Genomic DNA, 23,997 nt, shown 5'->3' on the forward strand with positions numbered 1-23,997 from the left:
TGCTTCTGCGTGCTCGGAAGTTCATGCACTTGGGCCGCGCGTATGAGCCGCCCCCGTACCCCTAAGCTGGAGAGGAACGTGGGGCGTTTGGTTTCAAAGCGGTTCCAGCAACGGCGAATGATGGCCGCCTCATCGCTAAGCGCTTGTGCCTTGGTCCATGTGGAACCATCCAGCAGCGTAGCCGCATGGCATATCAGGCGATCACGCAAGCCGCGTTTGTATTCGTCACTCACACTGCCTTCGACAACCTCCAACACCCACCCCCCGAGATCAGGGGGGAGCGGAAGTCCGGAGCGAGCTAGGCTTCGCAGCCGGGCCAGGTTGTGGGCGAAATCAGTGGGCACGGCCGGACCCATGGCCGGGCTGTGCCACCGGCGACGTGCTGGCCTCAATCCAGTCCGCCAGGTCCTGGCCTTCTGCCACGATGATGCCGGTTGCCTGGAGCACCGGCATGAAGGCGGCGAAGTCGATAGGGGTCCAGATAGTCCACATGTTGCCGCCACGGATGAAGATGCCGCCGGCTAGTTGGCGCGGGCAGTAGCAGACCAGGTGATGCCCGCTCTTGTCGGCGATCGTATGGCGTGGATCGCTCAGGGTGTCCGGATGGATGCCGGCAGGGATGGGAAGCGTTGCTGTCTGATTCATGGAAGGGCTCCAGGGCTAAGCGGCAGCGATCAAGGCCGCTACTACTTTTCCTTTCGGAAGAAAATGGAAGAAGACGGCGCGAGCGCGCGTGTGCGGCATGCCAGCCGGGTGTGCGGGTAACCTGTGCGCCATATGCGCCGCGTCAGTGCTGCATGTGCGGTATATGCGGTATGGGTCTACGTGTGCGCACATGTGCGCGGGTGCGCTCGGGCCGGCGCTCGCACACGGGCGCACGGGGGCAATGTTTTGATACCGCACATGGCGCACATCCGTTGCGCCACAACGGTTTGAGGCCGCACGACCATGGCGCACAGTGCGGCAAGGTAGGCGCACAAGCGAGTGGTTCAGTAACTTCAGGCTCCACTGACTACACGCTTTTTGCGGCCGTGCTACCCGCATCGAGCGGAGCACAGAGGGACCCATCACCGGATGCGCCGAAAATTGTTCGGCGTCGCTGAAACGTGACCTATTACCCATCAAGGGGCGGCGGGGGTTTAGATGTAATTTCAGCGAAATTAGCAGCACATAGCCACCAGTTGAACGGCTCTCGGTAGTTAAGAGCGCGCCCTGATCGATGATCAGCGTTCGGGGGGCGAGAGGTGTCGACTCGACGCCCCCATGTCGTACAGCAAGGCGCTTGCCAGGCGCGCTCATGCGCATGCCGATGGGGTAGTGAAACGCTACCCCATCGGCGATAACGGCAAAGCGCTTGTCCGGCCGGCTCATGCGTGTTGCAAGGGGGCGCTGAAACGACACCCCCTTGCGCGCAGCAGGGGTCTTATCAGACTGGCTCATACGCGCCCGTCCTGCCCGTCGGGGCGGAAATACCGGTAGCTGCGCTTGGCCCGAGAGAACTGCACATAGCGCTTTTGCCATCCCAGGTCACGCAGCATGCAGGCAAGGACGCGGGCGGCCCCTGCACGGGAGCGGCCGTATTCCTTGATCCCCAAGGCATCGACGCATTCATGCACGGTGACCGACGCCAGCGTACCGTCGCCCTCGCGATGGGTGGCCTTCGCGTACTTCTCTGGTGCTGCCTGGCCATCAAGCCACTGCGTCAGCTTCTCGATGCCATGCTGATGCCAGGGGTATGCCCCGCGCCTTGTCGGCTCCCGGCGCTTTGCACCAGTGTCGAGCCTTGGCATGCTGACGTTCTTCACACTCGGTGAGGCCGAGTTGATGAAGATATTCACCACCATGGGTTGTGCGAACAGATCCCCGATGACCGCGCGCAGGTCCGTCGCCTTGGCGCGCATGGCTTAACGCCCCACACCCGGCCTCCACGGCCGCAGCTCAGTTACATAGCGCTCCAGCTCAGCCGGCGAGATGTATGTTAAACGGCCGTTCTTGACCGCATTGATTTCACCGCTGCGAAGACGCCGGTACAGCGTTACGCGCGAGATAGAAAGCCGCTCTGCTGCCTGTTTCACTGTGTATAGCAGCGGTTTCTTAGATGATTTTGTCTGCATCATCGAGACCTCATGTGATACGAGTTGAGGCCATTTTCTGTATGTATCGCGTCAGCTTCGACAACCAAGCTGACGCGAGCGCATGAAGATATGCCGCTGCCCTCCGCATGGCTCGGCATATCGCGGCTGCTGGGTATTGTTTTCTGTTTCATACCGACCTCAACTGACATGAGTTGAGGCCAGTGTCTATATGTGTCGCGGGAGCAACCATGGGTAAGCTCCCGCGAGGCTCAAGTCGACGCGGTCTAGGGCCATTTGACCTTGTAGAGCGTGCGGCGATCAATTCCAAAGCGCCGGCAGATGGAGCTTATGCTCTCCTGATTTGCCAGTGCGGCGCGGATCTCATCGATCGGCAGATCTTGCTCTGGTCCGGCCTGCGCACTGGCTTCTTCAGATGCTGGCGACTCGGCGTCTGCCTGGTTCCAGTTGATCCCCTCCAGGCTGCTGGTCATGGCTTGGGCCATTTCCAGATGGCTCCAGAGCAACCAGGCCTGGTCACCGCTCAGGCCGTGTTCGACGCCATCGCTGGCCATCTGGCGAAGGCAGCTCAACAGGCATCCAAGATGCTCTATCAGTGGGGCAGGCGTTTGCCCTGAGACCACCTTGAACATGCCATCGGGTGCTCCAGGCATGCTCATAAATTGGGAGCCTATTTGGATTACCGGTACAGTTGGCTTTGCCATGATCGTTTCCTCATTTCGCGGTTATGGTTGGCGCCCGGTGTGTTGCAGCACGCCGGGCGCCGTTTTCAGGGCCTCGGTTTTCCGCTGCCCCTGATCTCATCCAGCAGGTCGGCCCAGTCCTGCATCATCTGCCGGCGCTGCTCCAGGTAATGCGCTTTGTTGTACGTGCCGCGGATTTCGTCGGGGTCGCCGTGCGCAAGCTGGCGCTCCACCCAATCCGGGTTGTAGTCGCGTTCGTTCAAGGCGGTGCTGATCAGATGACGAAAGCCGTGGGCCGTTTGCCGGCCGGCGTAGCCGATCTTCCTCAGCATCACGTTCACGCCGCCATCGCTCAGCGGCTTGCGTGGATCATTGCGACCGGGGAACACATAAACCGAATGCCCCGTGAATGCATGTAGATCGCGCAGCATGGCGATGGCCTGCCGGGGTAGTGGGGTAACATGGGCATAGCCGCGCTTCATGCCTGGGCGGTCTTTGGGGATCGCCCATAGGCCTTCATCCAGGTCCAGTTCGGACCACAGCAGCGTGCGCGTCACGCCTGGTCGGTTTGCCGTCCATAGGGCGAGCTTGCAAGCGGCTTTAGGAATGCTGGTATCGGGATAGGCGTCCAGCTTGCTCAGGAAGTCGGGAAGCTCTTTGAGCGTCAGGTGGGCATGATGGTTGGTCTGCGGCGCCGGTGCGGCCACTGCTGAAAGATACTGGGCGGGGTTGGTGCCCTCCAGCAGACCGGTGGCGATGGCGTGGTCAAAGATGCTGTGCAGCCATTGCCGTGACTTTTTGGCCACGTTGTGAGCGCCACGTTTCTCGATGCGCTCGACAACCACGGTCAACTCGACAGGCGTGATATTCGTAATGGGGCGGCGAGAAAGGGGCGGCAGTAGGTCCTTATCCAGGTACATGCGCGCCTTGAGGCGGGTCGGCTCGCGCCAGCGCTGCGATTTGAAGTCGAACCAGGCTTCGGCAGCCTGGCCGAAGGTTCGGGCCACCTTGGCGCGTAATTGCAGCTTCGATTGCCGGCGATGCTCGGCGGGGTCTGTGCCACTCAGTAGAAGGGCGCGGGCTTCATCGGCCTGCTGCTCGGCGTTGCGGATGCCGACCTGCGGGTATACTCCCAGCGCGAGCATCTTTTCCTTGCCGCCGTACCGATAGCGCATCCGCCAGTACTTGGCGCCATTGGGCATCACCATCACGCAGAGGCCGCGAGCGGCGGTCAGCTTGTAGGCTTTGCCGCGCGGTGTCGCGTTGCGGATCTGTAGATCGGTGAGCCTGGCGGCCATGGGTGCTCCGGGTTTGCCCTCGGAAATGTACCCACGCTTGTACCCCTAAACTTTGCGAGCTGCAATGAAACAGGATGAAACACGCAGACACAAAAAACCCGCCATAAAGGCGGGTTTCATGCAGTTTCTGAGTCGTTGTGACACACTCTGAAACATGTAGATGGTGCCCAGGAGAAGACTCGAACTTCCACGACCTTTCGGTCACTAGCACCTGAAGCTAGCGCGTCTACCAATTCCGCCACCTGGGCAGGTGTGCCGCGCTGTTCAGCGCTGCGGAGCCGCGTAAGATAGAGATCTGGCCCGGGTCTGTCAACAAATTTTTCATCGCGAATGGAAAAATTATTCGCGATCCAAGCCAAGGAACGATGTGTCATCAAACAAACCCAAGACCGGCCCGCGCCGGTCCACAAAGAAAAACAAGAACATGGCCGCCAAGGAGGCCCCCCGGCGAGGCAAGAAGCCTGCCGCGCGCGATCCATTCGCCGAGCGCGAGGCGCGCCGCTACGACCGCCCCATTCCCAGCCGTGAGGCCATCCTGCAGCTACTGGAGCTGCGTGGCGAACTGATGAAGGCGCCGGCCATCGCCGAGGCGCTGGGCCTGACCGAAGAGGTCGATACCGAGGCACTGGGCAAGCGCCTGGGGGCGATGGTGCGCGATGGCCAGCTGTTGCAGAACCGCTCCGGCGCGTTCGCTCCGGCCAGCAAGCTGGACCTGATTCGCGGCGTGGTGCTGGCCAATGCCGACGGTTATGGCTTCCTGCGCCCGGACGAGGGCGGAGAAGACCTTTACCTGTCGCCGGCGCAGATGCGCCCGGTGCTGCATGGCGATCGCGTGCTGGCCAGCGTGGTCGGCGTGGATCGCCGCGGGCGCCGCCAGGGCGCCGTGGTCGAGGTGCTGGAGCGCCGCTCCTCGCGCCTGGTGGGGCGCGTGGTGGTGGAGAACGGCGTGACCGTGGTCACGCCCGATGACCGCCGCCTGCATCAGGATGTGCTGATTCCACCCGATGAGCGCCATGGCGCCAAGTCCGGCCAGATTGTGGTCGCCGAGATCACCACGCCACCGACCGCCTATCGCGGGCCCATCGGCACCATCCTGTCGGTGCTGGGCGAGCGCCTGCAGCCTTCACTCTTGGTGGAAATGGCCATCGCCAGCCACGACCTGCCGGACCAGTTTCCGGACGCCGTGCTGCGCCAGGCCGAGGCCGTCGAGCCGCAGGTCACCGAGACGGAAAAGGACGAGGACGGACGTGTCGACATCCGCCAGTTGCCGCTGGTCACCATCGATGGCGCCGACGCGCGCGATTTTGACGATGCCGTCTACGCCAAGCCGCGCCGCAACGGTGGCTATCGCCTGATCGTGGCCATCGCCGATGTTTCTCACTACGTGAAGACCGGCACGCCACTGGACGATGAGGCCTACGAGCGCAGCACCTCGACCTATTTCCCGGGCTTTGTGGTGCCAATGCTGCCCGAGTCGTTGTCCAATGGCATCTGCTCGTTGAACCCCAACGTCGAGCGTTTGTGCATGGTCTGCGACATGAACATCGACGCGCAGGGCGAGGTGGAACGAGCCAAGTTCTACCCCGGCCTGATGCGATCGCATGCACGCCTGACCTACAACCGCGTGTGGCAGGCCATCGGTGAGCGCAATCAGGATGCGCGCGAAGAGCTGGCCGATGTGCTGGGGCAGCTGGAAGACCTGCATGCGCTGTACAAGCTCCTGGCCGCGCAGCGTCGTCGCCGTGGCGCCATCGAGTTCGACACGGTGGAGGTGAAGTTTGGCCTGGACGCCGCCGGTGAGGTGCAGGATATGGGCGCGCAGCCGCGCAACGATGCGCACCGGCTGATCGAGGAATGCATGATCACCGCCAACGTGCAGGCGGCCAAGTTCCTGTCGCGAAAGAAGATTCCGGCGCTTTACCGCGTGCATCCGACGCCGCCGGCCGAAAAGTACGAGGATCTGCTGGAGTTCCTGCGCGAGTTCAAGCTGTCGCTGCCGCCCGTGGAGGAAGTGACGCCCGCCGATTTCTCCGACCTGCTGCGCAAGGTGAAGGGCCGTCCCGAGGCCGACCTGATCCAGTCGGTGCTGTTGCGCTCGCAAAGCCTGGCGGTGTATCACCCGGAAAACCAGGGTCACTTTGGCCTGGCGCTGGATGCGTACGCGCACTTTACGTCGCCGATTCGCCGCTATCCGGACCTGCTGGTGCACCGGGCCATTCGCTATGCGCTGACGCGCGGCAAGCCCAAGGACTACGAGTACACCGACAAGGCCATGGCCGACATGGCGCTGCATTGCTCGCAGCGTGAGCGTCGCGCCGAAGAGGCCGAGCGCGATGTCGACGAACGCTTCAAGTGTGCGTGGATGGAAAAGCACGTCGGCGAGGTGTTCGAGGGCGTGGTCACCGGCGTCACCTCGTTCGGGCTTTTCGTGGAAATGGAGCCCAGCAAGGTGTCCGGTCTGGTGCACATTTCGCAGCTGCCCAACGACTACTACCACTTCGAACCGACGCGTCGCCTGCTGGAGGGCGAGCGCACCGGACGGCGTTTCCGCCTGGGCGACAACGTGCGTGTGCAGGTGCTGCGCGCCAGCCTGGAAGATCGCAAGATCGACCTGCGTCTGGCTACCCGCGATGGTGCTCACGAGCCGGATACGGCGCCGCCCAAACGCGGCGACAAAAAGCGCAAGAGCTCCGAACACGGGTTGCCCAGCAAGAAGGCCAGCCGTGACCGTCGCACCAAGCGCGATGGCAAGAGCAAGGCGCGCAAGAAGAAGTGATGCGTGCGCATGGCCTGCTCCCGGCGAGCAGGCCATGCCGGTATCATGCGCGGCCGAGTACGCAACTTTTAGGCAACCCGATGAGCGAATCCTGGATCGCCGGTATCAACCCCGTGGAAGGCGCCCTGGCCAATGACCCCGAGCGCGTGCGCGAGGTGGTGATCGAGCAGGGCAGCCGCAATGCCCGCGTCAAGGAGCTGGCCGACATGGCGCGCAAGGCGCACGTGCTGGTGTCGATGAAGCCGCGTGCGCAGCTTGACCGCCTGGGCGGTGGTGCGCGTCACCAGGGCGTGCTGGCCCGCTACGAGGCACCGGCACCGCTGGGCGAGGATGTGTTGCCGGAGCTGGCCGAGCAGGCCGGTTCCCGCGCGCTGTTTCTGGTGCTCGATGGCGTCACCGATCCGCACAACCTGGGCGCCTGTCTGCGCAGTGCCGCCGCGGCGCAGGTGACCGCGGTGATCGTGCCCAAGGACCGTGCCGTAGGCGTCACGCCGACCGTGCGTCGCGCCTCGGCCGGCGGTGCCGACCGCGTGCCGCTGGTGGCGGCCACGAACCTGGCACGCACCCTGCGCAGCCTGAAGGATGCCGGCGTGTGGCTGGTGGGGCTTGCCGGCGAGACCGACGCCTCGCTGTACGAAATGGACCTGAAAGGTCCCATCGCCATCGTCATGGGCTCGGAAGGCGAGGGCATGCGCCGACTGACGCGTGAAACCTGCGACTTTGTCGCGCGTATCCCGATGCCGGGTGCCATGGAAAGCCTGAACGTGTCGGTGGCCACCGGCGTGGCCTTGTTCGAGGCGGTGCGCCAGCGCGGGGCTCAGGCGTGAACGTGAACATGCCCTGGCACGAGTGGGCCGGTTTTGCCGGAGTATTGCTGGTGCTGTTGGCCTTTCTGCTGCTGCAGGCGCACAAGCTGCGCGGCAACGGGCTGGTCTATCAGCTGATGAACGCGCTGGGCGCCATCGGCGTGATGGCCTCGCTGTTGTTTGGCCAGTTCAACCTGCCGGCATTCGCGTTGCAGCTGGCGTGGCTGGTGATCAGCATCTACGGCATGCTGGTGGCGGCGCGTCGGCGTCGCCTCTCACGGCAGGAGACGCCGCCCGAGTCCGCCTCGCGGCGCTGACTTGCGGCGCTTTCGACAAGCATGAAAAAAGGCGCGTCCGCTTGAGCGGCCGCGCCTTTTTTTAGTGCCCGGGAAGGCGGCTATCAGATGCCTTCTTCCAGCTCCGGGCCGGAGGTTTCATCGCCCTTCTTGCGGGTCGCTTCCAGCGCCTCACCCTTGACCAGGAACCATACGTTCTCGGCAATGTTGGTGGCGTGATCGCCGATGCGCTCGATGTTCTTGGCCATGAACAACAGGTGCGTGCACGGCGTGATGGAGCGCGGATCTTCCATCATGTAGGTCAGCAGCTCGCGGAACAGGCCGGTGTAGGCCTCATCCAGCTTCACGTCGTCTTCCCACACCTGGTAGGCGGCCTCGGCGTCGCCCTCGCGGTAGGCGGCCAGTACCTTGCGCACGGCGACGGCGGCCAGTTCGGAAAGCCGACGCAGGCTGCGCGCATGGGTGATGGGCGCGACCATCGACAGCGGGATGGCGCGCTTGGCGACATTGGCACCGTAATCGCCGATGCGCTCGATATCGGCGGCGATGCGCAGCGCGGCGAATACCTCGCGCAGGTCGCGGGCCATCGGCGCACGCAGGGCCAGCAGACGCACCACATCGTGGCTGATCTCGGTTTCCATGGCGTCGATGGCGTCGTCGTTCTCCACCACTCGCAGCGCGGCGCGCTCGTCGCGTCGCTCGACGACATCGATGGCGGCCTCAAGCTGGGTGACCGACAGCTCGCCCATGCGGGCAATCTCGCCGGTCAGGCGGTCCAGCTCCTGGTCGTAGCTTTTGATGATGTGGTCTTTGGAGTGCATGGCACGGCCTTGTGTAGCAGTAACGTTCGGAATGTAGCGGCGCGCGTCGGGCAGGGCGAGCGCGCCGCGCGCGGGCGTTGCGGGAAGTTCAGCCGAAGCGACCGGTGATGTAGTCCTCGGTCTGCTTCTTGTCCGGCTTGGTGAAGATCTTCTCGGTAACGCCAAATTCCACCAACTCGCCCAGATACATGAAAGCGGTGTAATCGGACACGCGCGCGGCCTGCTGCATGTTGTGGGTCACCATGACGATGGTGTACTCCTTCTTCAGCTCCTCGACCAGCTGCTCGATGCGACCGGTGGCAATGGGGTCCAGTGCCGAGGTCGGCTCGTCCAGCAGCAGCACTTCGGGCTTGAGCGCGATGCCGCGGGCAATGCACAGGCGCTGCTGCTGGCCACCGGAAAGACCCAGCGCGCTCTGGCCCAGCTTGTCCTTGACCTCGTCCCACAGCGCCGCGCCGCGCAGGGCTTCTTCCACGCGCGCTTCCATCGCCTTGCGCTTGAGCTTTTCGTGGTGGCGAATGCCGTAGGCCACGTTCTCGAAGATGGTCATCGGGAACGGCACCGGCTTCTGGAACACCATGCCTACCTTCGAACGCAGGCGGTTCATGGAGTAGCTTTTGTCCAGCACGTTCTCGCCATCGAGCACCACTTCGCCCTGCGCCTCCAGCTTGGGATACATGGCATAGATGCGGTTGAAGATGCGCAGCAGCGTGGACTTGCCGCAACCGGACGGGCCAATGATGGCCGTGACCTTCTTCTCCGGAATATCCATGTTGATGCCCTTCAGGGCGTGGAATCCGTTGTAGTAGAAGTCCAGGTCGCGCACCTTGATCTTGGTGCGTTCGTTGACGGAGGCCGTATCAGACGGGGTCTGGGCGGCGGCGGCGAGGTTAGTCATAGCTCACCTTCTTGCGCGAAAACAGAAGTCGGGTCAGCAGGCTGAGCGCCAGCACGAACAGGGTGATCAACAGCGCACCGGCCCAGGCGATGGCGTGCAGCGTCGGGTTCGGGTCGTTGGTGTACTGGTAGATCGCCACCGGCAGGCTGGCCATCTTGTCCAGCGGGTGCACGCTCATGTAATTGTTGCCGAAGGCGGTGAACAGCAGCGGCGCGGTCTCGCCGGCCAGGCGCGCCAGCGCCAGCAGGATACCGGTGATGATGCCGGACATGGCCGCGCGCATCAGCACCTGCAGGGTCATCTTCCACTGCGGAATGCCCAGCGACAGCGCCGCCTCGCGCAGCGTGGTCGGCACCAGCTGCATCATTTCGTCGGTGGTGCGCACGATCACCGGCAGGCCGATCAGCGCCAGTGCCACCGAGCCGGCAAAGCCGGAGAAGCTGACCGCGCCACCCGACAGCGAGGTGCTGGGAATGACCACGATCACGTACACGAACAGACCCAGCACGATGGAGGGTGCCGACAGCAGAATATCGTTCAGGAAGCGCACCGTGGCACCGAACTTGGAGCTGGATGCACACTCGGCCAGGTAGGTGCCGGCCAGCACGCCGATCGGTGCACAGATCGCAATGGCGATCAGATCCATGATCAAGCTGCCGACAATGGCGTTGGACAGGCCGCCGTCCGGACCGTAAGCGGTGATCTTGGTGAACAGGCGCCAGTTGAAGGCGCTGATGCCGTTGACCAGCGTGATCCACAAAATCCAGACCAGGAACACCAGCCCGATGATGATGGCCGCCGTGGCCAGCACCTTGGCGGCGATGTTCTTGATATGGCGACGGGTGTAGATGGCGCTCATTACTTGCCCTCCCGCTTGGCCAGCTGGCGCAGCATCAGGCGCGCGATCAGCAGCACGATGAAGGTGACCACGAACAACAGGAAGCCCAGCGCGATCAGCGCCGAACGGTGCAGGCCCACCGCCTCGTTGAACTCATTGGCGATGGACGAGGAAATCGAGGTGCCCGGCATCAGCAGCGAGGCGGTGATGTTGTACGAGTTGCCCAGCACGAAGGTGACCGCCATGGTCTCGCCCAGCGCACGGCCCAGCCCCAGGAAGATGCCGCCGATCACGGCCGAACGCGTATACGGCAGCACGATGTCCCAGACCACCTCCCAGGTGGTCGAGCCCAGCGCATAGGCCGATTCCTTCAGGCGCGAAGGCACGGTCTGGAACACCTCGCGCATCACCGAGGAAATGAACGGCAGGATCATCACTGCCAGCACAATGCCGGCGGTGAGAATGCCAAGGCCCAGCGGCGGGCCGTCGAACACGGCGCCGATGAAGGGAATCTTGCCCAGCGTGTCGGCCAGGTGCGGCTCGACGTGGTCGGCCATGAATGGCACGAAGATGAAAAGGCCCCACATGCCGTAGATGATCGACGGAATGGCCGCCAGCAGTTCGATGGCCGTGGCCACCGGGCCGCGCAGCCAGCCTGGCGCCAGTTCGGTCAGGAACAGGGCGATGCCGAAACTCACCGGCACCGCCAGCACGATGGCGATGATGGAGGTGACCAGGGTGCCGTAGATCGGCGCCAGCGCGCCGTAGTTGTCGGTGACCGGGTTCCAGGCGTCGCTGGTCAGAAAGTGAAAGCCATCCTTGAACAGCACCTCGCGCCCGCCCCACAGCGTGGACAGCGCCGCGCCCAGCAGGGCCGCCAGTACCAGCAGCGCACAGAAGCGCAGGATGCCGCGGAAGATCCGGTCGTGGCGGGCATCTTTTCTGGAGCGGTGCTCGATGTCTCGAGCGGCGGTCTCGGGCCGGTTCGCTTGCATGCGGAAAACCTTAGAACGATTGTCGCGGACGGGGACTGGTCAAAGGCGCGGCGCGCGCGGTCTTATCGACCACGCGCGCCGGCTTTTTCGCGGTTTATCCGTTACAGGATAACCGACGATGGATTACATCTTGTATTCGGTCTTCCAGTAGGTCTCGATCTGCTTGACCAGGCTGGCCGGCAGCGGCACGTAGTCCAGCGAACGGGCGTCGTCCTGGCCGTGCTCGTAGGCCCACTTGAAGAAGTCCATCGTCACCTTGGTGTGCTCGACGTTCTTCGGCTGCTTGTACATGATCACCCACGAGGTGGCGGTGATCGGCCAGGCATTGGCGCCCGGGGCGTTGGTGATCAGCAGCTTGAAGTTCTTGGCATGCTTCCAGTCGGCGGTGGCAGCGGCGGCCTGGAAGGTCTTGGTCTCCGGCTTGACCACCTTGCCGGCCGCGTTCTTCATGATCGCGTAGCCGATGTGGTTCTGCAGCGCATAGGCGTACTCGACGTAGCCGATGGAGCCCTTGATCTGCTTGACGTAGGCGGACACACCCTCGTTGCCCTTGCCGCCGATACCGGCCGGCCAGTTGACGGCGGTGCCTTCACCGACCTTGCTCTTCCAGGTCGGGGAGACCTGCGACAGGTAATGGGTGAAGTTGTAGGTGGTGCCCGAACCGTCCGAGCGGTGCACGACGGTGATCTTCTGCGCCGGCAGCTTCATGCCCGGGTTCAGCTTGGCAATCTCGGCGGCGTTCCACATCGTCACCTTGCCCATGAAGATGTCGGACAGGGTCTTGCCGTCCAGCACCAGCTTGCCCGCGTCGATACCCGGCACGTTGAAGGCCGGTACGATGCCGCCGATCACGTCAGGGAACTGGCCCAGGCCGAACTTGTCCAGCGTGGCTTCGTCCAGCGGCTTGTCGGAGGCGCCGAAATCGACGGTGCCGGCCTTGATCTGGGCGATACCGCCACCCGAACCGATGGACTGGTAGTTGACGTGGTTGCCGGTCTTCTCGGCGAACTTGGCCGACCACTTGGAGATGACAGGGTACACAAAGCTGGAACCGGCACCGGTGATGTCGGTGGCGCCAGCGGTCATGCAGATCATGGACGCCGCGGCAGCGACGGCAATGCGCGATTTCATGGACTTGAACACGAGTAGCTCCTTGGATTCGGTCAACAGGCGTTGCCCGCCTGGCTCCATTTGTAGGTGAGCCATGTTGCAATGAAATGAGTTGAATGTTGCACCTGTGTGACAGGTCGTCATTTCAGTGGCTTGGCGGGATCGTCCAAAGGCGGTGCGGTCTCCCTGAGGGAGGCCGCATCATGTGATCCAACGTGTTGTTATATTTGGATTTTAAGGCGCTTCTGGCCAAGTCGACCGGGGCGCGCGCCGGACCCATGGATACGCAGCCGGCGTGATGGCTGCGTGAGCAAAAGGTTACGGGATGGCGGCGGGCAACTCGCCCTGGGCGCGGTCTTCCAGCGCACGCCAGCGATTGACGATGGCGCAGAACAGCTCGGCGGTGCGCGCGGTGTCGTAGTCGGCCGAGTGTGCCTGGCGGGTATTGAACTCGATACCGGCGACCGTGGCGGCCTTGCTCAGCACCGTCTGCCCGTAGGCCAGGCCTGCCAGCGTGGCGGTGTCAAAGCAGCTGAAGGGATGGAACGGATTGCGCTTGTGGCCGCTGCGGCGCACGGCAGCATTAATGAAGGAAAGGTCGAACGCGGCGTTGTGTCCGACCAGGATGGCGCGCTGGCATTCGGCCGCGCGCACGGCCTGGCGTACCGGCTGGAAGATCGCATCCAGCGCGTCGCGTTCGCTCAAGGCGTCGCGGAACGGATGGTCCGGATCGATGCCCGTGATTTCCAGCGCACGCGGATCGATGTTGGCGCCGGCAAATGGCTGCACTTGCACCAACACGGCCGGCTCCGGATACACCAGGCCGTCGTCGCCCATGGTGATCACCGAGGCGGCCATTTCCAGCAGCGCATCCTTTTCCGGATCGAAGCCGCCGGTTTCCACATCCACTACGACAGGCAGGAAGCCACGGAAGCGATCGGCCATGCGCCTGGCCGACAACGGGGGAACAGGTTCAGTCATGCGCGAGAGGATAGCAGGAGCCGGCCGTTTTCTGGCCGGCACCGTGGGCCGCGGCGTCCGCGGCAGGGCCGCTCAATTGGCCGGCACCACATGCACGGTATCGCGCACGCCGTCCACACTGAACATCCAGGAGCCGAAGAAGCCCGGCTCCACCGTCACCTTGGGGTTGTCGATGCCAGCCATATGGATCGGCGCCGAGGTGTCCTGCACCTTCCACTTCTGACCATTGGCCAGGGTGAACACGGTACCGTCCTCCCAGCCGCTGAAGGTGCCGACCAGGGTGCTGTTGATGGTATGACGCCGCACTTCGCGACGGCCGCTACCGACATCGTCGGCCTGGCGCTGCACGTCGTCCACGCTGGGGCCGCTCATGCCGTGCGTATCCAGCCACTGGTTGAGCCCTTTCAGCTGCTCATCACTGAGCTTGTCCAGGCCCAGCTGCTTGAACTGCGCATAGGACATGCGTTCCTGCAGCGTGGCCGGCGGCTTGGCGTAAAGATTCGGCGCCAGTGCCAGGGTGCCCAGCATCAGGCCGGCCAGCCAGCTGCGTGAACGATGGGGACGTGCGATAGCCATGAGGTACTCCTCTTTGGAATGCGGGCATTAAGGACAAGCGCGCGGCAACAGCCCTGTTGGCGTCCTGGCCGGCGCTCACGGGCGGCACTTTACGGCGCCAACCGTGACACTTTGGTTTCAATGCATGTCCGCGTTAGGGCTTTGTGAAGGCATCGCCAGCCCGTATGGAGCAAGGCTTTGGCGCCGGTTGCCGGGGTGCGCTGTCATGGATCTGTCACGCAGCGCCAACACGCCAGTCAAATTCGACCTGCAAAGTGCGCCTCATCACGGCGATTTAACGTCCGCTGATGCTGGCCAATCACGGGTGTGTGGCGAGGTGCCGCACGCCAGCAGATACGAACGAAACTGGAGTCTTTCCTATGCGCTGCAAACTGCTTGCCGTTGCCCTGATCGCCGCCTGTGGCGGCATGGGTGTGAATGCCGCTCACGCCGCCGCGGGTGATACCACCATTGGCGGCAAGATGTACTTCGACTTCACCAACATCAACCAGAAGGACAACGGCGCCAAGACCGATGCTTCGGGCACCGGTATTGACGTCAAGCGTTTCTACCTGAGCATCAGCCATCAGTTCGACGACATCTGGTCGGCCAATCTGACCACCGACTTCAACTACGTTGGCAACGACGGCGAGACCAACCTGTTCGTCAAGAAGGCCTACGTGCAGGGCGACTTCAGCAAGGCCGCGCGGCTGCGCATCGGTTCGGCCGATATGCCCTGGATCCCGTTCGTCGAGGGCTACTACGGCTTCCGTTATGTCGAGAACACCCTGACCGACCGCCTGCACATGGCCAACTCGGCCGACTGGGGTCTGCATCTGTCGGGCAAGGTGGGTGGCGGTGTCGACTACGCCGTGTCCGCCGTCAACGGTGGTGGCTACAAGCATCCGGGCCGCAGCAAGGGCGTGGACTTCGAAGGCCGCGTCGGCTTCGCTCCGATGGACGGCATGATCGTGGCCGTGGGCGGCTACTCCGGCAAGCGTGGCGATGACCTGCAGACCTCCAGCGCCGACAACACCGCCAGCCGTGGTGATGCGCTGATCGCCTACGCCTCCAAGAGCTTCCGCCTGGGTGGCGAGTACTTCACCGCCAAGAACTGGGGCAATGTCACCACGCCTTACCAGGACAAGTCCGACGGTTACTCGGTGTGGGGCAGCGTCGCCGTGGCGCCGCGCGTGAACCTGTTCGCCCGCTACGACCACGCCAACCTGTCCAAGGACATCGATCCGAAGGCCAAGGACACCTATTACAACGCCGGTGTCGAGTTCGACGTGACCAAGGGCTTCCTGCTGTCGGTGGCCTGGAAGCACGAGAAGCAGGAAGGCAACCCGAACCTGGGCGTGCCGGTGAGCGTGCCGTTTGGCTGGCATGCCAACCGCAAGACCGACGAAATCGGCGTCTGGGGTCAGGTCGCGTTCTGATCTGGCGCTACAAGTTGCGAGAGCGCTCCGGCCCGACGCCGGGGCGCCCTCCGGATGGCATCGGAGGGAGTTCTACCCAGGGATGGAAAACGGCGAGCGTGATGCTCGCCGTTTGCTTTTGTGCGGCGGCCAGTGGTGCCGGGCGGGCGAAGCGCGATGGTGACGCTCAGGCCGCCGGCGTCTTGGGCTTGTAGCGGCACAGGTCGATGATGGCGCAGTCCGGGCACTTGGGCTTGCGCGCCACGCAGACATAGCGCCCGTGCAGAATCAGCCAGTGATGGGCATCTTTCAGGAACGGGTCCGGGATCACCTTCACCAGCTTGTCTTCCACCGCGCGTACCGTCTTGCCGGGTGCCAGGCCAGTGCGGTTGGCGACGCGGAAAATGTGCGTGTCCACGGCCATGGTCGGCTCGCCGAAGGCGGTGTTGAGCACGACGTTGGCGGTCTTGCGGCCCACGCCGGGCAGCGCCTCCAGCGCGGCGCGCTCACGCGGCACCTCGCCGCCATGCTTTTCCAGTAATTGTCGGCAGGTGGCGATGACGTTGGCCGCCTTGGCGTTGTACAGGCCGATGGTGTTGATGTAGCCCTTCAAGCCGTCTTCGCCCAGATCGAGAATGGCCTGCGGCGTGCCGGCCACCGGGAACAGCCGCCGCGTGGCCTTGTTCACGCCCACGTCGGTGGCCTGCGCGGACAGGATCACCGCGATCAGCAGCTGGAAAGGCGTGTCGTACTCCAGCTCGGTGGTGGGGTGTGGATTGAGCTCGCGCAGGCGCGAGAACATCTCCTGGATGTCGGCTTTTTTCATTGGCGGAACACGGGCAATAGGCGGCCGATGATTCTACGGCGCGCGGCCTGGCTGGCCCAAGGCGTGACCTTCGTTCAATGGCGCTTGCACCCGGGCCGGTTATGGTGGGATGGACAGGTCACCTGCATGTAGAGGCTCTCACCCATGGATTTTTTCTACGACCGACCCGACGCCGTGGTCGATGCCGGACTGGACGCACTGTGCGCTGATTCGGGCCTGGTGCGTTCGGCGCCCGACACCGCCGGCGTGCGCATCGTGGCGCGTGCCGACTGGGACCGTCGCCTTGGCCAGGTGGCGCTGGTATCGGGAGGCGGCGCCGGCCACGAGCCCAGTCACGCCGGTTATGTCGGGTCCGGCATGCTGACCGCAGCCATATCCGGTGAGGTATTTGCCTCGCCCAGCGTCGAGGCGGTGCTGGCCGGCATCCGACGCGTCAGCGGTGAGGCCGGCTGCCTGCTGATCATCAAGAACTACACCGGTGACCGCCTCAACTTTGGTCTGGCCGCAGAGCGCGCAGCCGGCGAAGGCCATCGCGTGGCGTCGGTCATCGTGGCCGATGACATTGCGCTGCCGCAGGTGGCCCAGCCACGTGGTATCGCCGGCACGGTGCTGGTGCACAAGATCGCCGGCGCCTGCGCCGCACGCGGCGACGAACTGGAAACGGTCACCGCCGCCGCGCAGCGCGTGGCCGATGAACTGTGTTCGCTGGGACTGTCACTGGAGGCTTGCCATGTGCCGGGACAGGCCACCCAGTCGCGGCAGCCGGAGTTGGGTCTGGGTATCCACAATGAATCTGGCGCGCAGCAGGTCGACCCACGCGATGCCAGCGAGGCCATGGGCCAGGTACTGGCCCCGCTCAAGGCTGAATTCGAGCGACGCTTCGGCGCCGACATGCCGATGATCGTGATGCTCAATGATCTGGGCGGATGCGCGCCACAGGAGTTGGCAGTGCTGACCCGCGCTCTGATCGATGGTCTCGGTGTGGCGCGCATAGAACGTCTGGTGCGTCCGGCACGGCTGATGACCTCGATGAACATGCATGGCTTTTCGGTCACCCTGTTGCCGGCACGCACCGACTATGTGCAGGCGCTGGACGAGCCGGCGTCGCCGGCAGCCTGGCCGGGCGCCTTCAAGCCGGCACCGGTGGCGCATTTCGAGCCACATCTGAGCGTCAATTACGAAAGCGCCGGCATGCGCGATGAGGCCATCGAGGCACGCATCGGCGCCGTGCTCGCTGCAGTGGACCAGGCGCGCGAGGCGCTGGATGCCCTGGATGCCGAGAGCGGCGATGGTGACACCGGCAGCACCTTCGCCAGTGGCGCGAAGGCGGTGCGCAAGTTGCTTGACGAAGGGCTGCTTTCCAGTGCCGACAACGCACGTCTGTGTGGTCAGCTGGGGCGCACGCTGGCGCAGGCCATGGGCGGCTCCAGCGGTGTTTTGCTGTCGATTCTGTTTGCCGCCGCCGGGGTCGCCCTGGATGAGGGGCTGTTGTGGCCGGAGGCGCTGGCGCAGGGCATTTCGCGCATGCAGCACTATGGGGGCGCCAGGCCCGGCGATCGCACCATGCTCGACGCGCTGGTGCCGGCAGTGAATGCGCTGCGCGAAGGAGGCGATCTGACCGCTGCCGCCAAGGCCGCGCGCGAGGGTGCCGATGCCACGGCGAACATCACGCAGGCCGGCGCAGGAAGGGCTGCCTACGTGCGCGCCGAAGTCTTGAAGGGGTCATTGATCCCGGCGCCGAGGCGGTGGCGCGCGTGTTTCAGGCGCTGGCGCGCGACTGAGCCATCGCCGGGGGGCAGGTTTGGTGGAAATCCCGATACCAGGCCACGAAGCGGGCCACGCCGTGCTCGATCGAGGTCGAGGGCGCATCGCCGATATCGCGGCGCGCGGCGCTGACGTCGGCCCAGGCGTGGGGTACATCGCAGCACTGCATGGGATGGGTTGGGGAAAGCGGCTTATCGGAGCAATGGCTGCCACGACAGGCATCGGCTTGCCATCACAAAATGCTCGCATAGGTGACTGATTCCGCAATGGAGAACGGCGTACGCTTCGGTCTAAGTGATTGTTTGTGTTAAGGTATGTGAATTCCCTTAACCATTAGCCTGAATCGGCAGCAGTGTTCGTCCCCGCGTCAAAGGTGATGTTGGGTTCGGACAGGCGCGCTTTTGCGTGCATGCAGCCGGCTCTGGCGCTTGAGGATCGATGCCGAAAATAAAGGTCGAGAAACTAACGAAGATCTTCGGCCCGCAGCCGCAGAAGGGTCTGCGCATGCTGGACGAAGGCAAGGACAACAAGACCATCCGCGAAGCCGGGCATGCCGTGGGCGTGGCCGACGTCTCCTTCGAGGTGGAAGAGGGCGAGCTGCTCGTGGTGATGGGGCTGTCCGGCAGCGGCAAGTCCACCCTGATCCGTTGCCTGAACCGGCTCAATGAGCCGACCCGTGGCTCGATCTTTATCGATGACAAGGACATCACAAAGTTCGACCACGAAGCTTTGCTGAAGTTGCGCCGCAACAAGATCAGCATGGTGTTCCAGCACTTTGCGCTGTTCCCTCATCGCAGCGTCACCGATAACGCCGCGTACGGCCTGGAGATTCAGGGCGTGGGCGTGGACGAGCGCCGTCGCAAGGCGCGTGAGGCGTTGGATCTGGTGGGCCTCAAGGGCTGGGAAGATGCCTATCCCGGCCAGCTGTCCGGCGGCATGCAGCAACGCGTGGGCCTGGCCCGTGCACTGGCGGTGGAGCCGGACATCATGCTGATGGACGAGGCTTTCAGCGCGCTTGATCCGCTGATCCGACGCGACATGCAGCACGAGATGATCTCGCTGCAGGAGCGCATGAAGAAGACCATCGTCTTCATCACCCATGACCTGGACGAAGCGCTGCAGATCGGCGACCGCATCGTGCTGATGAAAGATGGCCGTGTGGTGCAGATCGGCACCCCGGAGGACATTCTCAACAACCCGGCCAATGCCTACGTGGAGCGCTTTGTCGAAAGCGTGGACATGTCGCGCGTGCTGACCGCGCGCTCGGTGCTGCGGCGTGCCCGTGTGGTCGCCTTTGCCCACGATGGTCCGCGCACCGTGCTGCACAAGATGGACGACGACAACCTGGCCAGCCTGCTGGTGGTGCGTCGCGATTACACCCTGGTCGGCACCATCAGCCTGGAGCAGGCCGACAAGGCGGTGAAGGACGGTGCCAAGTCGATCGAGGGCTATATCGAGCAAACCCCGTCGGTGAAGGCCGACGAGCCACTGATGAGCATCATTGGCATCCTGGCCGAATGGCGCTGGTCGCTGCCGGTGGTCGACGAGGCCGACAAGGTCCTGGGCGTGGTGACCCGCGCCGGCGTGCTGACCGCCCTGTCCGACAGCAGTAGCGAAACGGCCGCCGGCGATGCCGGTGAGGCCCCGGTCGAAGCAGTCGCGCCGGCGGAAGCCGAGACCGCCGCATCGGCATCGAACCAGGAGGACAAGCAGGCATGATGTTCGCCACCACCGTTCCCAAGTTTCCGCTGGCGCACATCGTCGATGTGGCGCTTGACTGGACCACCTCGCATTTTGCCTTCATCACCAAGGCGCTGAGCCACGGCCTCTCGGCGGTCATCGATGCCATCGTCAGTGGCCTGTTGTTCGTGCCGCCCTGGCTGCTGATTCCGGCCATCGCCGCGCTGGGCTGGTGGGCGGCCGGTCGCCGCGTCGCCATCGGCACTCTGGTCGGCCTGCTGTTTCTGTGGGATCTGCGCCTGTGGGAACCCACCGTGCAGACCTTTACCCTGGTGCTGATCTCGACACTGATCGCGGTGGCCATCGGCCTGCCGCTGGGCATTGCCGCGGCGCTGAACAAGCGCACCAATCGCATTGTCATGCCGGTGCTCGATTTCATGCAGACCATGCCGGCCTTCGTGTACCTGATTCCGGCCATCCCGTTCTTCGGGCTGGGCGCGGTGTCGGCAGCGGTGGCCACGGTGATCTTTTCCACGCCGCCGGCCATTCGCCTGACCGCGCTGGGCATCCGTCAGGTGCCGGCCGACCTGATCGAGGCCGCCGATGCCTTCGGCTCCACGCGCTGGCAGAAGCTGTTCAAGGTGCAGTTGCCGATGGCCGTGCCGACCATCATGGCCGGCGTCAACCAGACCATCATGCTGGCCCTTTCCATGGTGGTGATCGCCGCCATGATCGGCGCCGGCGGCCTGGGCGGCGAAGTATGGAAGGCCATCCAGCGCCTGGAGCCCGGCAAGGGCTTCGAATCGGGTATCGCCATTGTCGTGCTGGCCATGATCCTTGACCGGATCACCCAGCGCATCGGGCGTCGCAACGACGCCAAGAGTCACTGAAAGAACACCCAAAGAGGAGAATGCTCATGGAGATCAAACGCCATGCCTTGCACCAGGGCCTGATGGCCGCCGTGGCGGTCGGCGCGCTGGCGCTGGCCGGTTGCTCGAACGGCAACAACAACAATGCAGCCACCCAGAACCAGGCGGCCGACAACGGCCAGGCCGCCACCGAGGCCTCCGGCAATGCGCCGGCCAAGGCGCACGGCAGCGTCAAGCTGGCCTACGTGGAATGGTCCAGCTGCGTGGCCGCCACCGATGTCATGCAGGCCACGCTCGAGAAGCAGGGCTTTGACGTGAAGACCGTCTCGGTCTCGGCCGCGGCCATGTACACCGCCATTGCCGACGGCGACGCCGATGCCACCGTCTGTGCCTGGCTGCCGACCACCCAGGGCAACTACTACGCCAAGACCAAGGACCAGCTCACCAACCTGGGCGCCAACATGAAGGGCACCAAGCTGGGTCTGGTCGTGCCCAAGTATGTCGATGTCAGCTCCATCAGCGATCTGGCCAAGAAGTCGGTGGCCGACAAGTTCGACGACCGCATCGTCGGCATCGATCCGGGTGCCGGCGAAATGGGCATGACGCAGAAGGCGATCGACCAGTACAAGCTGCCGATGAAGTTGATCGACGGCTCCGGCGCCACCATGACCGCCGCGCTCAAGAGCGCCATCGACAACCACGAGCCGATCGTGGTCACCGGCTGGACGCCGCACTGGATGTGGGCGCGCTGGGACCTGAAGTATCTGGATGATCCCAAGGGCATCTACGGCAACGCCGAGGAAATCGACACCCTGGTGCGCAAGGGCCTGAAGCAGGACATGCCGGCCGCCTACGCCACCCTGGACGCCTTCAACTGGACGCCCAAGGACATGCAGCAGGTGATGGCCGCCAACCAGAAGTCCGGCTCCGATGCCAAGGCCAATGCCAGGCAGTGGGTGGGCCAGCACGCGGACATGGTGTCCGGCTGGACCGGCCAGCACTGATCGGCTGAACGAAAGACGGGGGGAAATCCTAGGGGACCGCGTCACGCTTGGGGGAGCGTGACGCGGGTCCTGGTCCACACATCCAGGATCACAATCTATGAAAAACCAACACAAGCACTGGGTGCTGGCCGCTGCCGTGGCCGCCGCACTCGCCCTCCCCATGACCGCTGCCGCGCAGTCCGACAACGACAGCGATTCGGCCAAGCTGGCTCAGCAGATTGCCGTCATGCAAAAGCGCATGGATCAAATGCAGCAGCAGTTGCAGGCCATGCGTGAGCAGCAGTCCGAGCTCAAGGACAAGCAGCTGGAAACGGCCAAGACACAGAAGGTCGTGGTCGAGAAGCAGAAAAAGCAGAAGAAGCTGGTCGACAAGGTGGCCGATGGCATCAAGGTGGGCGGTGCCATGCGCTTTCAGTACTCGTATGAGGACTACAACAAGGGCAACGAGCGTCGCGTCGGTGATACCGATTTCGACATCTTCCGCCTCAACTTCAGCGGCAAGGTCGACAACATCGAGCTGAAGGCCGAGTGGCGCTGGTTCCAGTACATGAGCGCCATCAAGTACGCATGGCTCGGCTACGACTTCGACGATCACCAGCAGCTGCAGCTGGGCATCACGCGCATCCCGTTCGGCAACCAGCCATACAACTCGCACAACTACTTCTTCAGCTCCAACTACTATCTGGGCCTGGAAGACACCTACCACGCCGGCGCCGAGTACGTGTACAAGGGCGGGCCGTGGAACGTGCAGCTGGCGTTCTTCAAGAACGATGCCGAGGGCGGTGTGGACAGCGGTGCCAGCAGTCGTGCCAACAGCTACTCGTACAACGTGGTCGGCGTGCGTGGTCCGGGCGAGGGCACCTACGCCAATCCGCAGCACTCGGCCGGCAGTGTCGACACCGCCGCCGCGCGCGTGGCCTACACCTTCAAGCCCACCGGTGACCTGAAGTGGGAAGTGGGTGGCTCGGCCCTGCACGGTGGACTGGACAGCCCGGACGAGCGCATCGGCTCGTACAGCGCCTTCGCGCTGCACACCAATGTCGACTACAAGCGCTGGAACTTCCAGGCCGAGGCGGCGCGCTATGACTACACCACCGACAGCAACGCCAAGTTGCTGGCCGTGGGTGCATATGCCTTCTACGACACCATTCCGGCCGCGGCCAACTCGTACACGCTCAACGTGAAGTATCACTACCCGGTGTCGTGGGGTCCGATTCACTCACTGGACTTCTACAACGACTATTCGCTGGTCACCAACAAGACCGCGGCCCTGCCCAGCACCTTCATGAACGTGACGGGCGTGGGCGTGTCGGCGGGTGATCTTTACACCTACTTCGACTTCGTCACCGGCCGCAACCAGCCGTTCATCGGCGGCTCCATGGCCGGCGACGGTCAGGTCGAGCATCGCTTCAACATCAACTTCGGCTTCTACTTCTAAGCACCGCTGTTGATGGCCGCTACCATGGGTGTGAGGTAGCGGCAGGGTTCACCCCCTCCCAGCCTCCCCCTGCAAGCAGGGGGAGGTGTTTTGTGCGAGGGACCTCAAACACCATGGCGCGCGCAGGGTTTCTTCCTGCCCTCGGGTGCTCGCCAGAGGGGGGCGCGAAGCACACCGCTCGGGACGCGAGAGCGGTAGCCGCCGGCGAAGTGGTCAGGCAGAAAGCACGCGTCGGCCCTCGGACACCACGCCGCACCAATATTTGAAGGCTTGACTCCCTCCCCTGCGGGCAGGGGATGGTCGGGGGGTAGAAGCAGCGCATCGCGCTGGACAGTCACCACCACGCCGCGCGTTCGGCGATAGCGGCCAGCGGCCGTGGCAGGCGAAAAGTGCACCTCACCCCTCAGTCACCACCCCGCATCGACGTTGAAAGGTTTGACTCCCTCCCCTGCTGGCAGGGGAGGGTCGGGTGGGTAGAAGCAGCGCGACGCGCTGGACAGTCACCACCACGCCGCGCGCTCGGCGATAGCCGCCAGCGGCCGTGGCAGGCGAAAAGTGCACCTCACCTCTCAGTCACCACCCCGCATCGACGTTGAAAGGTTTGACTCCCTCCCCTGCTGGCAGGGGAGGGTTGGGGAGGGGTAGAAGCAGCGCATCGCGCCGGACAGTCACCACCACGCCGCGCGCCCAGCATTGACACCCGGTCACCGCCGGGCTAGTTTTTGCGCCATTCATTCACCTTTTTTCAGGTGGCCGGCGGGTAACCGCGGGTCGAGCGTGCGACATGGACACTACCGGCATTTCCAACTAGCGCTCCCCGCCCATCGTTATCGTCAGTCCGAGGGCGC

At 63.8% G+C, this 23,997-nt stretch carries 21 protein-coding genes and 1 tRNA gene; 9 read left to right on the forward strand and 13 right to left on the reverse strand.

Features of this window, described 5'->3' with window-relative positions; genetic code table 11:
* Window positions 1-333 precede the first annotated feature (333 nt).
* From HBF24_RS13895 to HBF24_RS13920, 5 genes are all read right to left on the reverse strand, one after another.
* Window positions 334-645, reverse strand: a complete 312-nt coding sequence (locus tag HBF24_RS13895; RefSeq protein WP_167173971.1) for a hypothetical protein — start codon at window positions 643-645, stop codon at window positions 334-336.
* Window positions 646-1,436: 791 nt separating this feature from the next.
* Entirely contained in the window at window positions 1,437-1,901 is a 465-nt protein-coding gene (locus HBF24_RS13900) for a hypothetical protein (protein WP_167173974.1), read from the reverse strand.
* 458 nt (window positions 1,902-2,359) lie between these two features.
* Complete coding sequence (locus tag HBF24_RS13910; RefSeq protein ID WP_167173979.1) at window positions 2,360-2,725, reverse strand: helix-turn-helix domain-containing protein; 366 nt, start codon at window positions 2,723-2,725, stop codon at window positions 2,360-2,362.
* 137 nt (window positions 2,726-2,862) lie between these two features.
* Window positions 2,863-4,074, reverse strand: coding sequence for an integrase arm-type DNA-binding domain-containing protein (locus tag HBF24_RS13915; protein ID WP_167173982.1), 1,212 nt, complete (start codon window positions 4,072-4,074; stop codon window positions 2,863-2,865).
* 161 nt (window positions 4,075-4,235) lie between these two features.
* Window positions 4,236-4,322, reverse strand: a tRNA-Leu gene (locus HBF24_RS13920).
* A 176-nt stretch (window positions 4,323-4,498) separates the two neighbouring features.
* On the opposite strand from HBF24_RS13920, the gene rnr reads away from it, so the two are divergent.
* From rnr to HBF24_RS13935, 3 genes are all read left to right on the forward strand, one after another.
* Entirely contained in the window at window positions 4,499-6,850 is a 2,352-nt protein-coding gene (gene rnr, locus HBF24_RS13925) for a ribonuclease R (RefSeq protein WP_167173985.1), read from the forward strand.
* An 80-nt stretch (window positions 6,851-6,930) separates the two neighbouring features.
* A complete protein-coding gene (gene rlmB, locus HBF24_RS13930) occupies window positions 6,931-7,677 on the forward strand; it encodes a 23S rRNA (guanosine(2251)-2'-O)-methyltransferase RlmB (RefSeq protein ID WP_167173988.1) in 747 nt (248 codons plus the stop codon).
* A gap of 8 nt (window positions 7,678-7,685) precedes the next feature.
* Window positions 7,686-7,973, forward strand: coding sequence for a hypothetical protein (locus tag HBF24_RS13935; RefSeq protein WP_206064351.1), 288 nt, complete (start codon window positions 7,686-7,688; stop codon window positions 7,971-7,973).
* Window positions 7,974-8,056: 83 nt separating this feature from the next.
* Here HBF24_RS13935 and phoU read toward each other — a convergent pair whose 3' ends face one another.
* From phoU to HBF24_RS13970, 7 genes are all read right to left on the reverse strand, one after another.
* A complete protein-coding gene (gene phoU, locus HBF24_RS13940; RefSeq protein ID WP_167173994.1) occupies window positions 8,057-8,773 on the reverse strand; it encodes a phosphate signaling complex protein PhoU in 717 nt (238 codons plus the stop codon).
* An 88-nt stretch (window positions 8,774-8,861) separates the two neighbouring features.
* Window positions 8,862-9,671, reverse strand: coding sequence for a phosphate ABC transporter ATP-binding protein PstB (pstB, locus tag HBF24_RS13945; protein WP_167173997.1), 810 nt, complete (start codon window positions 9,669-9,671; stop codon window positions 8,862-8,864).
* Complete coding sequence (pstA, locus tag HBF24_RS13950; RefSeq protein WP_167174000.1) at window positions 9,664-10,530, reverse strand: phosphate ABC transporter permease PstA; 867 nt, start codon at window positions 10,528-10,530, stop codon at window positions 9,664-9,666. Before pstA ends, pstB begins: the two co-directional genes overlap by 8 nt.
* Window positions 10,530-11,504 carry a phosphate ABC transporter permease subunit PstC gene (pstC, locus tag HBF24_RS13955; protein WP_167174003.1) on the reverse strand — a complete coding sequence of 325 codons (975 nt, stop codon included), beginning with the start codon at window positions 11,502-11,504 and terminating at the stop codon, window positions 10,530-10,532. Before pstC ends, pstA begins: the two co-directional genes overlap by 1 nt.
* Window positions 11,505-11,627: 123 nt before the next feature.
* The gene (pstS, locus tag HBF24_RS13960; protein WP_167174182.1) at window positions 11,628-12,635 is read right to left on the reverse strand and encodes a phosphate ABC transporter substrate-binding protein PstS; all 1,008 of its coding nucleotides are present in this window, start codon (window positions 12,633-12,635) and stop codon (window positions 11,628-11,630) included.
* A gap of 297 nt (window positions 12,636-12,932) precedes the next feature.
* Window positions 12,933-13,595 (reverse strand): ribonuclease T, encoded by a 663-nt coding sequence (gene rnt / locus HBF24_RS13965; RefSeq protein ID WP_167174005.1) that lies wholly within the window; start codon window positions 13,593-13,595, stop codon window positions 12,933-12,935.
* 72 nt (window positions 13,596-13,667) lie between these two features.
* The gene (locus HBF24_RS13970; protein ID WP_167174008.1) at window positions 13,668-14,171 is read right to left on the reverse strand and encodes a hypothetical protein; all 504 of its coding nucleotides are present in this window, start codon (window positions 14,169-14,171) and stop codon (window positions 13,668-13,670) included.
* Window positions 14,172-14,530: 359 nt separating this feature from the next.
* Here HBF24_RS13970 and HBF24_RS13975 point away from each other — a divergent pair, with 359 nt between their 5' ends.
* Complete coding sequence (locus HBF24_RS13975; protein ID WP_240922578.1) at window positions 14,531-15,589, forward strand: porin; 1,059 nt, start codon at window positions 14,531-14,533, stop codon at window positions 15,587-15,589.
* A gap of 166 nt (window positions 15,590-15,755) precedes the next feature.
* Here HBF24_RS13975 and nth read toward each other — a convergent pair whose 3' ends face one another.
* Window positions 15,756-16,394, reverse strand: a complete 639-nt coding sequence (gene nth, locus HBF24_RS13980) for an endonuclease III (protein WP_167174014.1) — start codon at window positions 16,392-16,394, stop codon at window positions 15,756-15,758.
* Window positions 16,395-16,538: 144 nt separating this feature from the next.
* Here nth and HBF24_RS13985 point away from each other — a divergent pair, with 144 nt between their 5' ends.
* From HBF24_RS13985 to HBF24_RS14010, 5 genes are all read left to right on the forward strand, one after another.
* Window positions 16,539-18,290, forward strand: coding sequence for a dihydroxyacetone kinase subunit DhaK (locus tag HBF24_RS13985; RefSeq protein ID WP_206064343.1), 1,752 nt, complete (start codon window positions 16,539-16,541; stop codon window positions 18,288-18,290).
* Between the two features lie 306 nt (window positions 18,291-18,596).
* Window positions 18,597-19,877: a glycine betaine/L-proline ABC transporter ATP-binding protein gene (locus HBF24_RS13995; RefSeq protein ID WP_167174020.1), complete on the forward strand. Its 1,281-nt coding sequence runs from the start codon at window positions 18,597-18,599 to the stop codon at window positions 19,875-19,877.
* Window positions 19,874-20,728, forward strand: coding sequence for a proline/glycine betaine ABC transporter permease (locus HBF24_RS14000; RefSeq protein WP_167174023.1), 855 nt, complete (start codon window positions 19,874-19,876; stop codon window positions 20,726-20,728). Before HBF24_RS13995 ends, HBF24_RS14000 begins: the two co-directional genes overlap by 4 nt.
* Before the next feature lie 26 nt (window positions 20,729-20,754).
* Window positions 20,755-21,711, forward strand: coding sequence for a glycine betaine ABC transporter substrate-binding protein (locus HBF24_RS14005; protein WP_167174026.1), 957 nt, complete (start codon window positions 20,755-20,757; stop codon window positions 21,709-21,711).
* Between the two features lie 97 nt (window positions 21,712-21,808).
* Complete coding sequence (locus HBF24_RS14010; protein ID WP_167174029.1) at window positions 21,809-23,149, forward strand: porin; 1,341 nt, start codon at window positions 21,809-21,811, stop codon at window positions 23,147-23,149.
* The last annotated feature ends 848 nt before the right edge of the window (window positions 23,150-23,997 follow it).

Origin of the sequence: Oleiagrimonas sp. C23AA (genome assembly GCF_011759385.1) — a bacterium.
Lineage (GTDB): Bacteria > Pseudomonadota > Gammaproteobacteria > Xanthomonadales > Rhodanobacteraceae > Oleiagrimonas.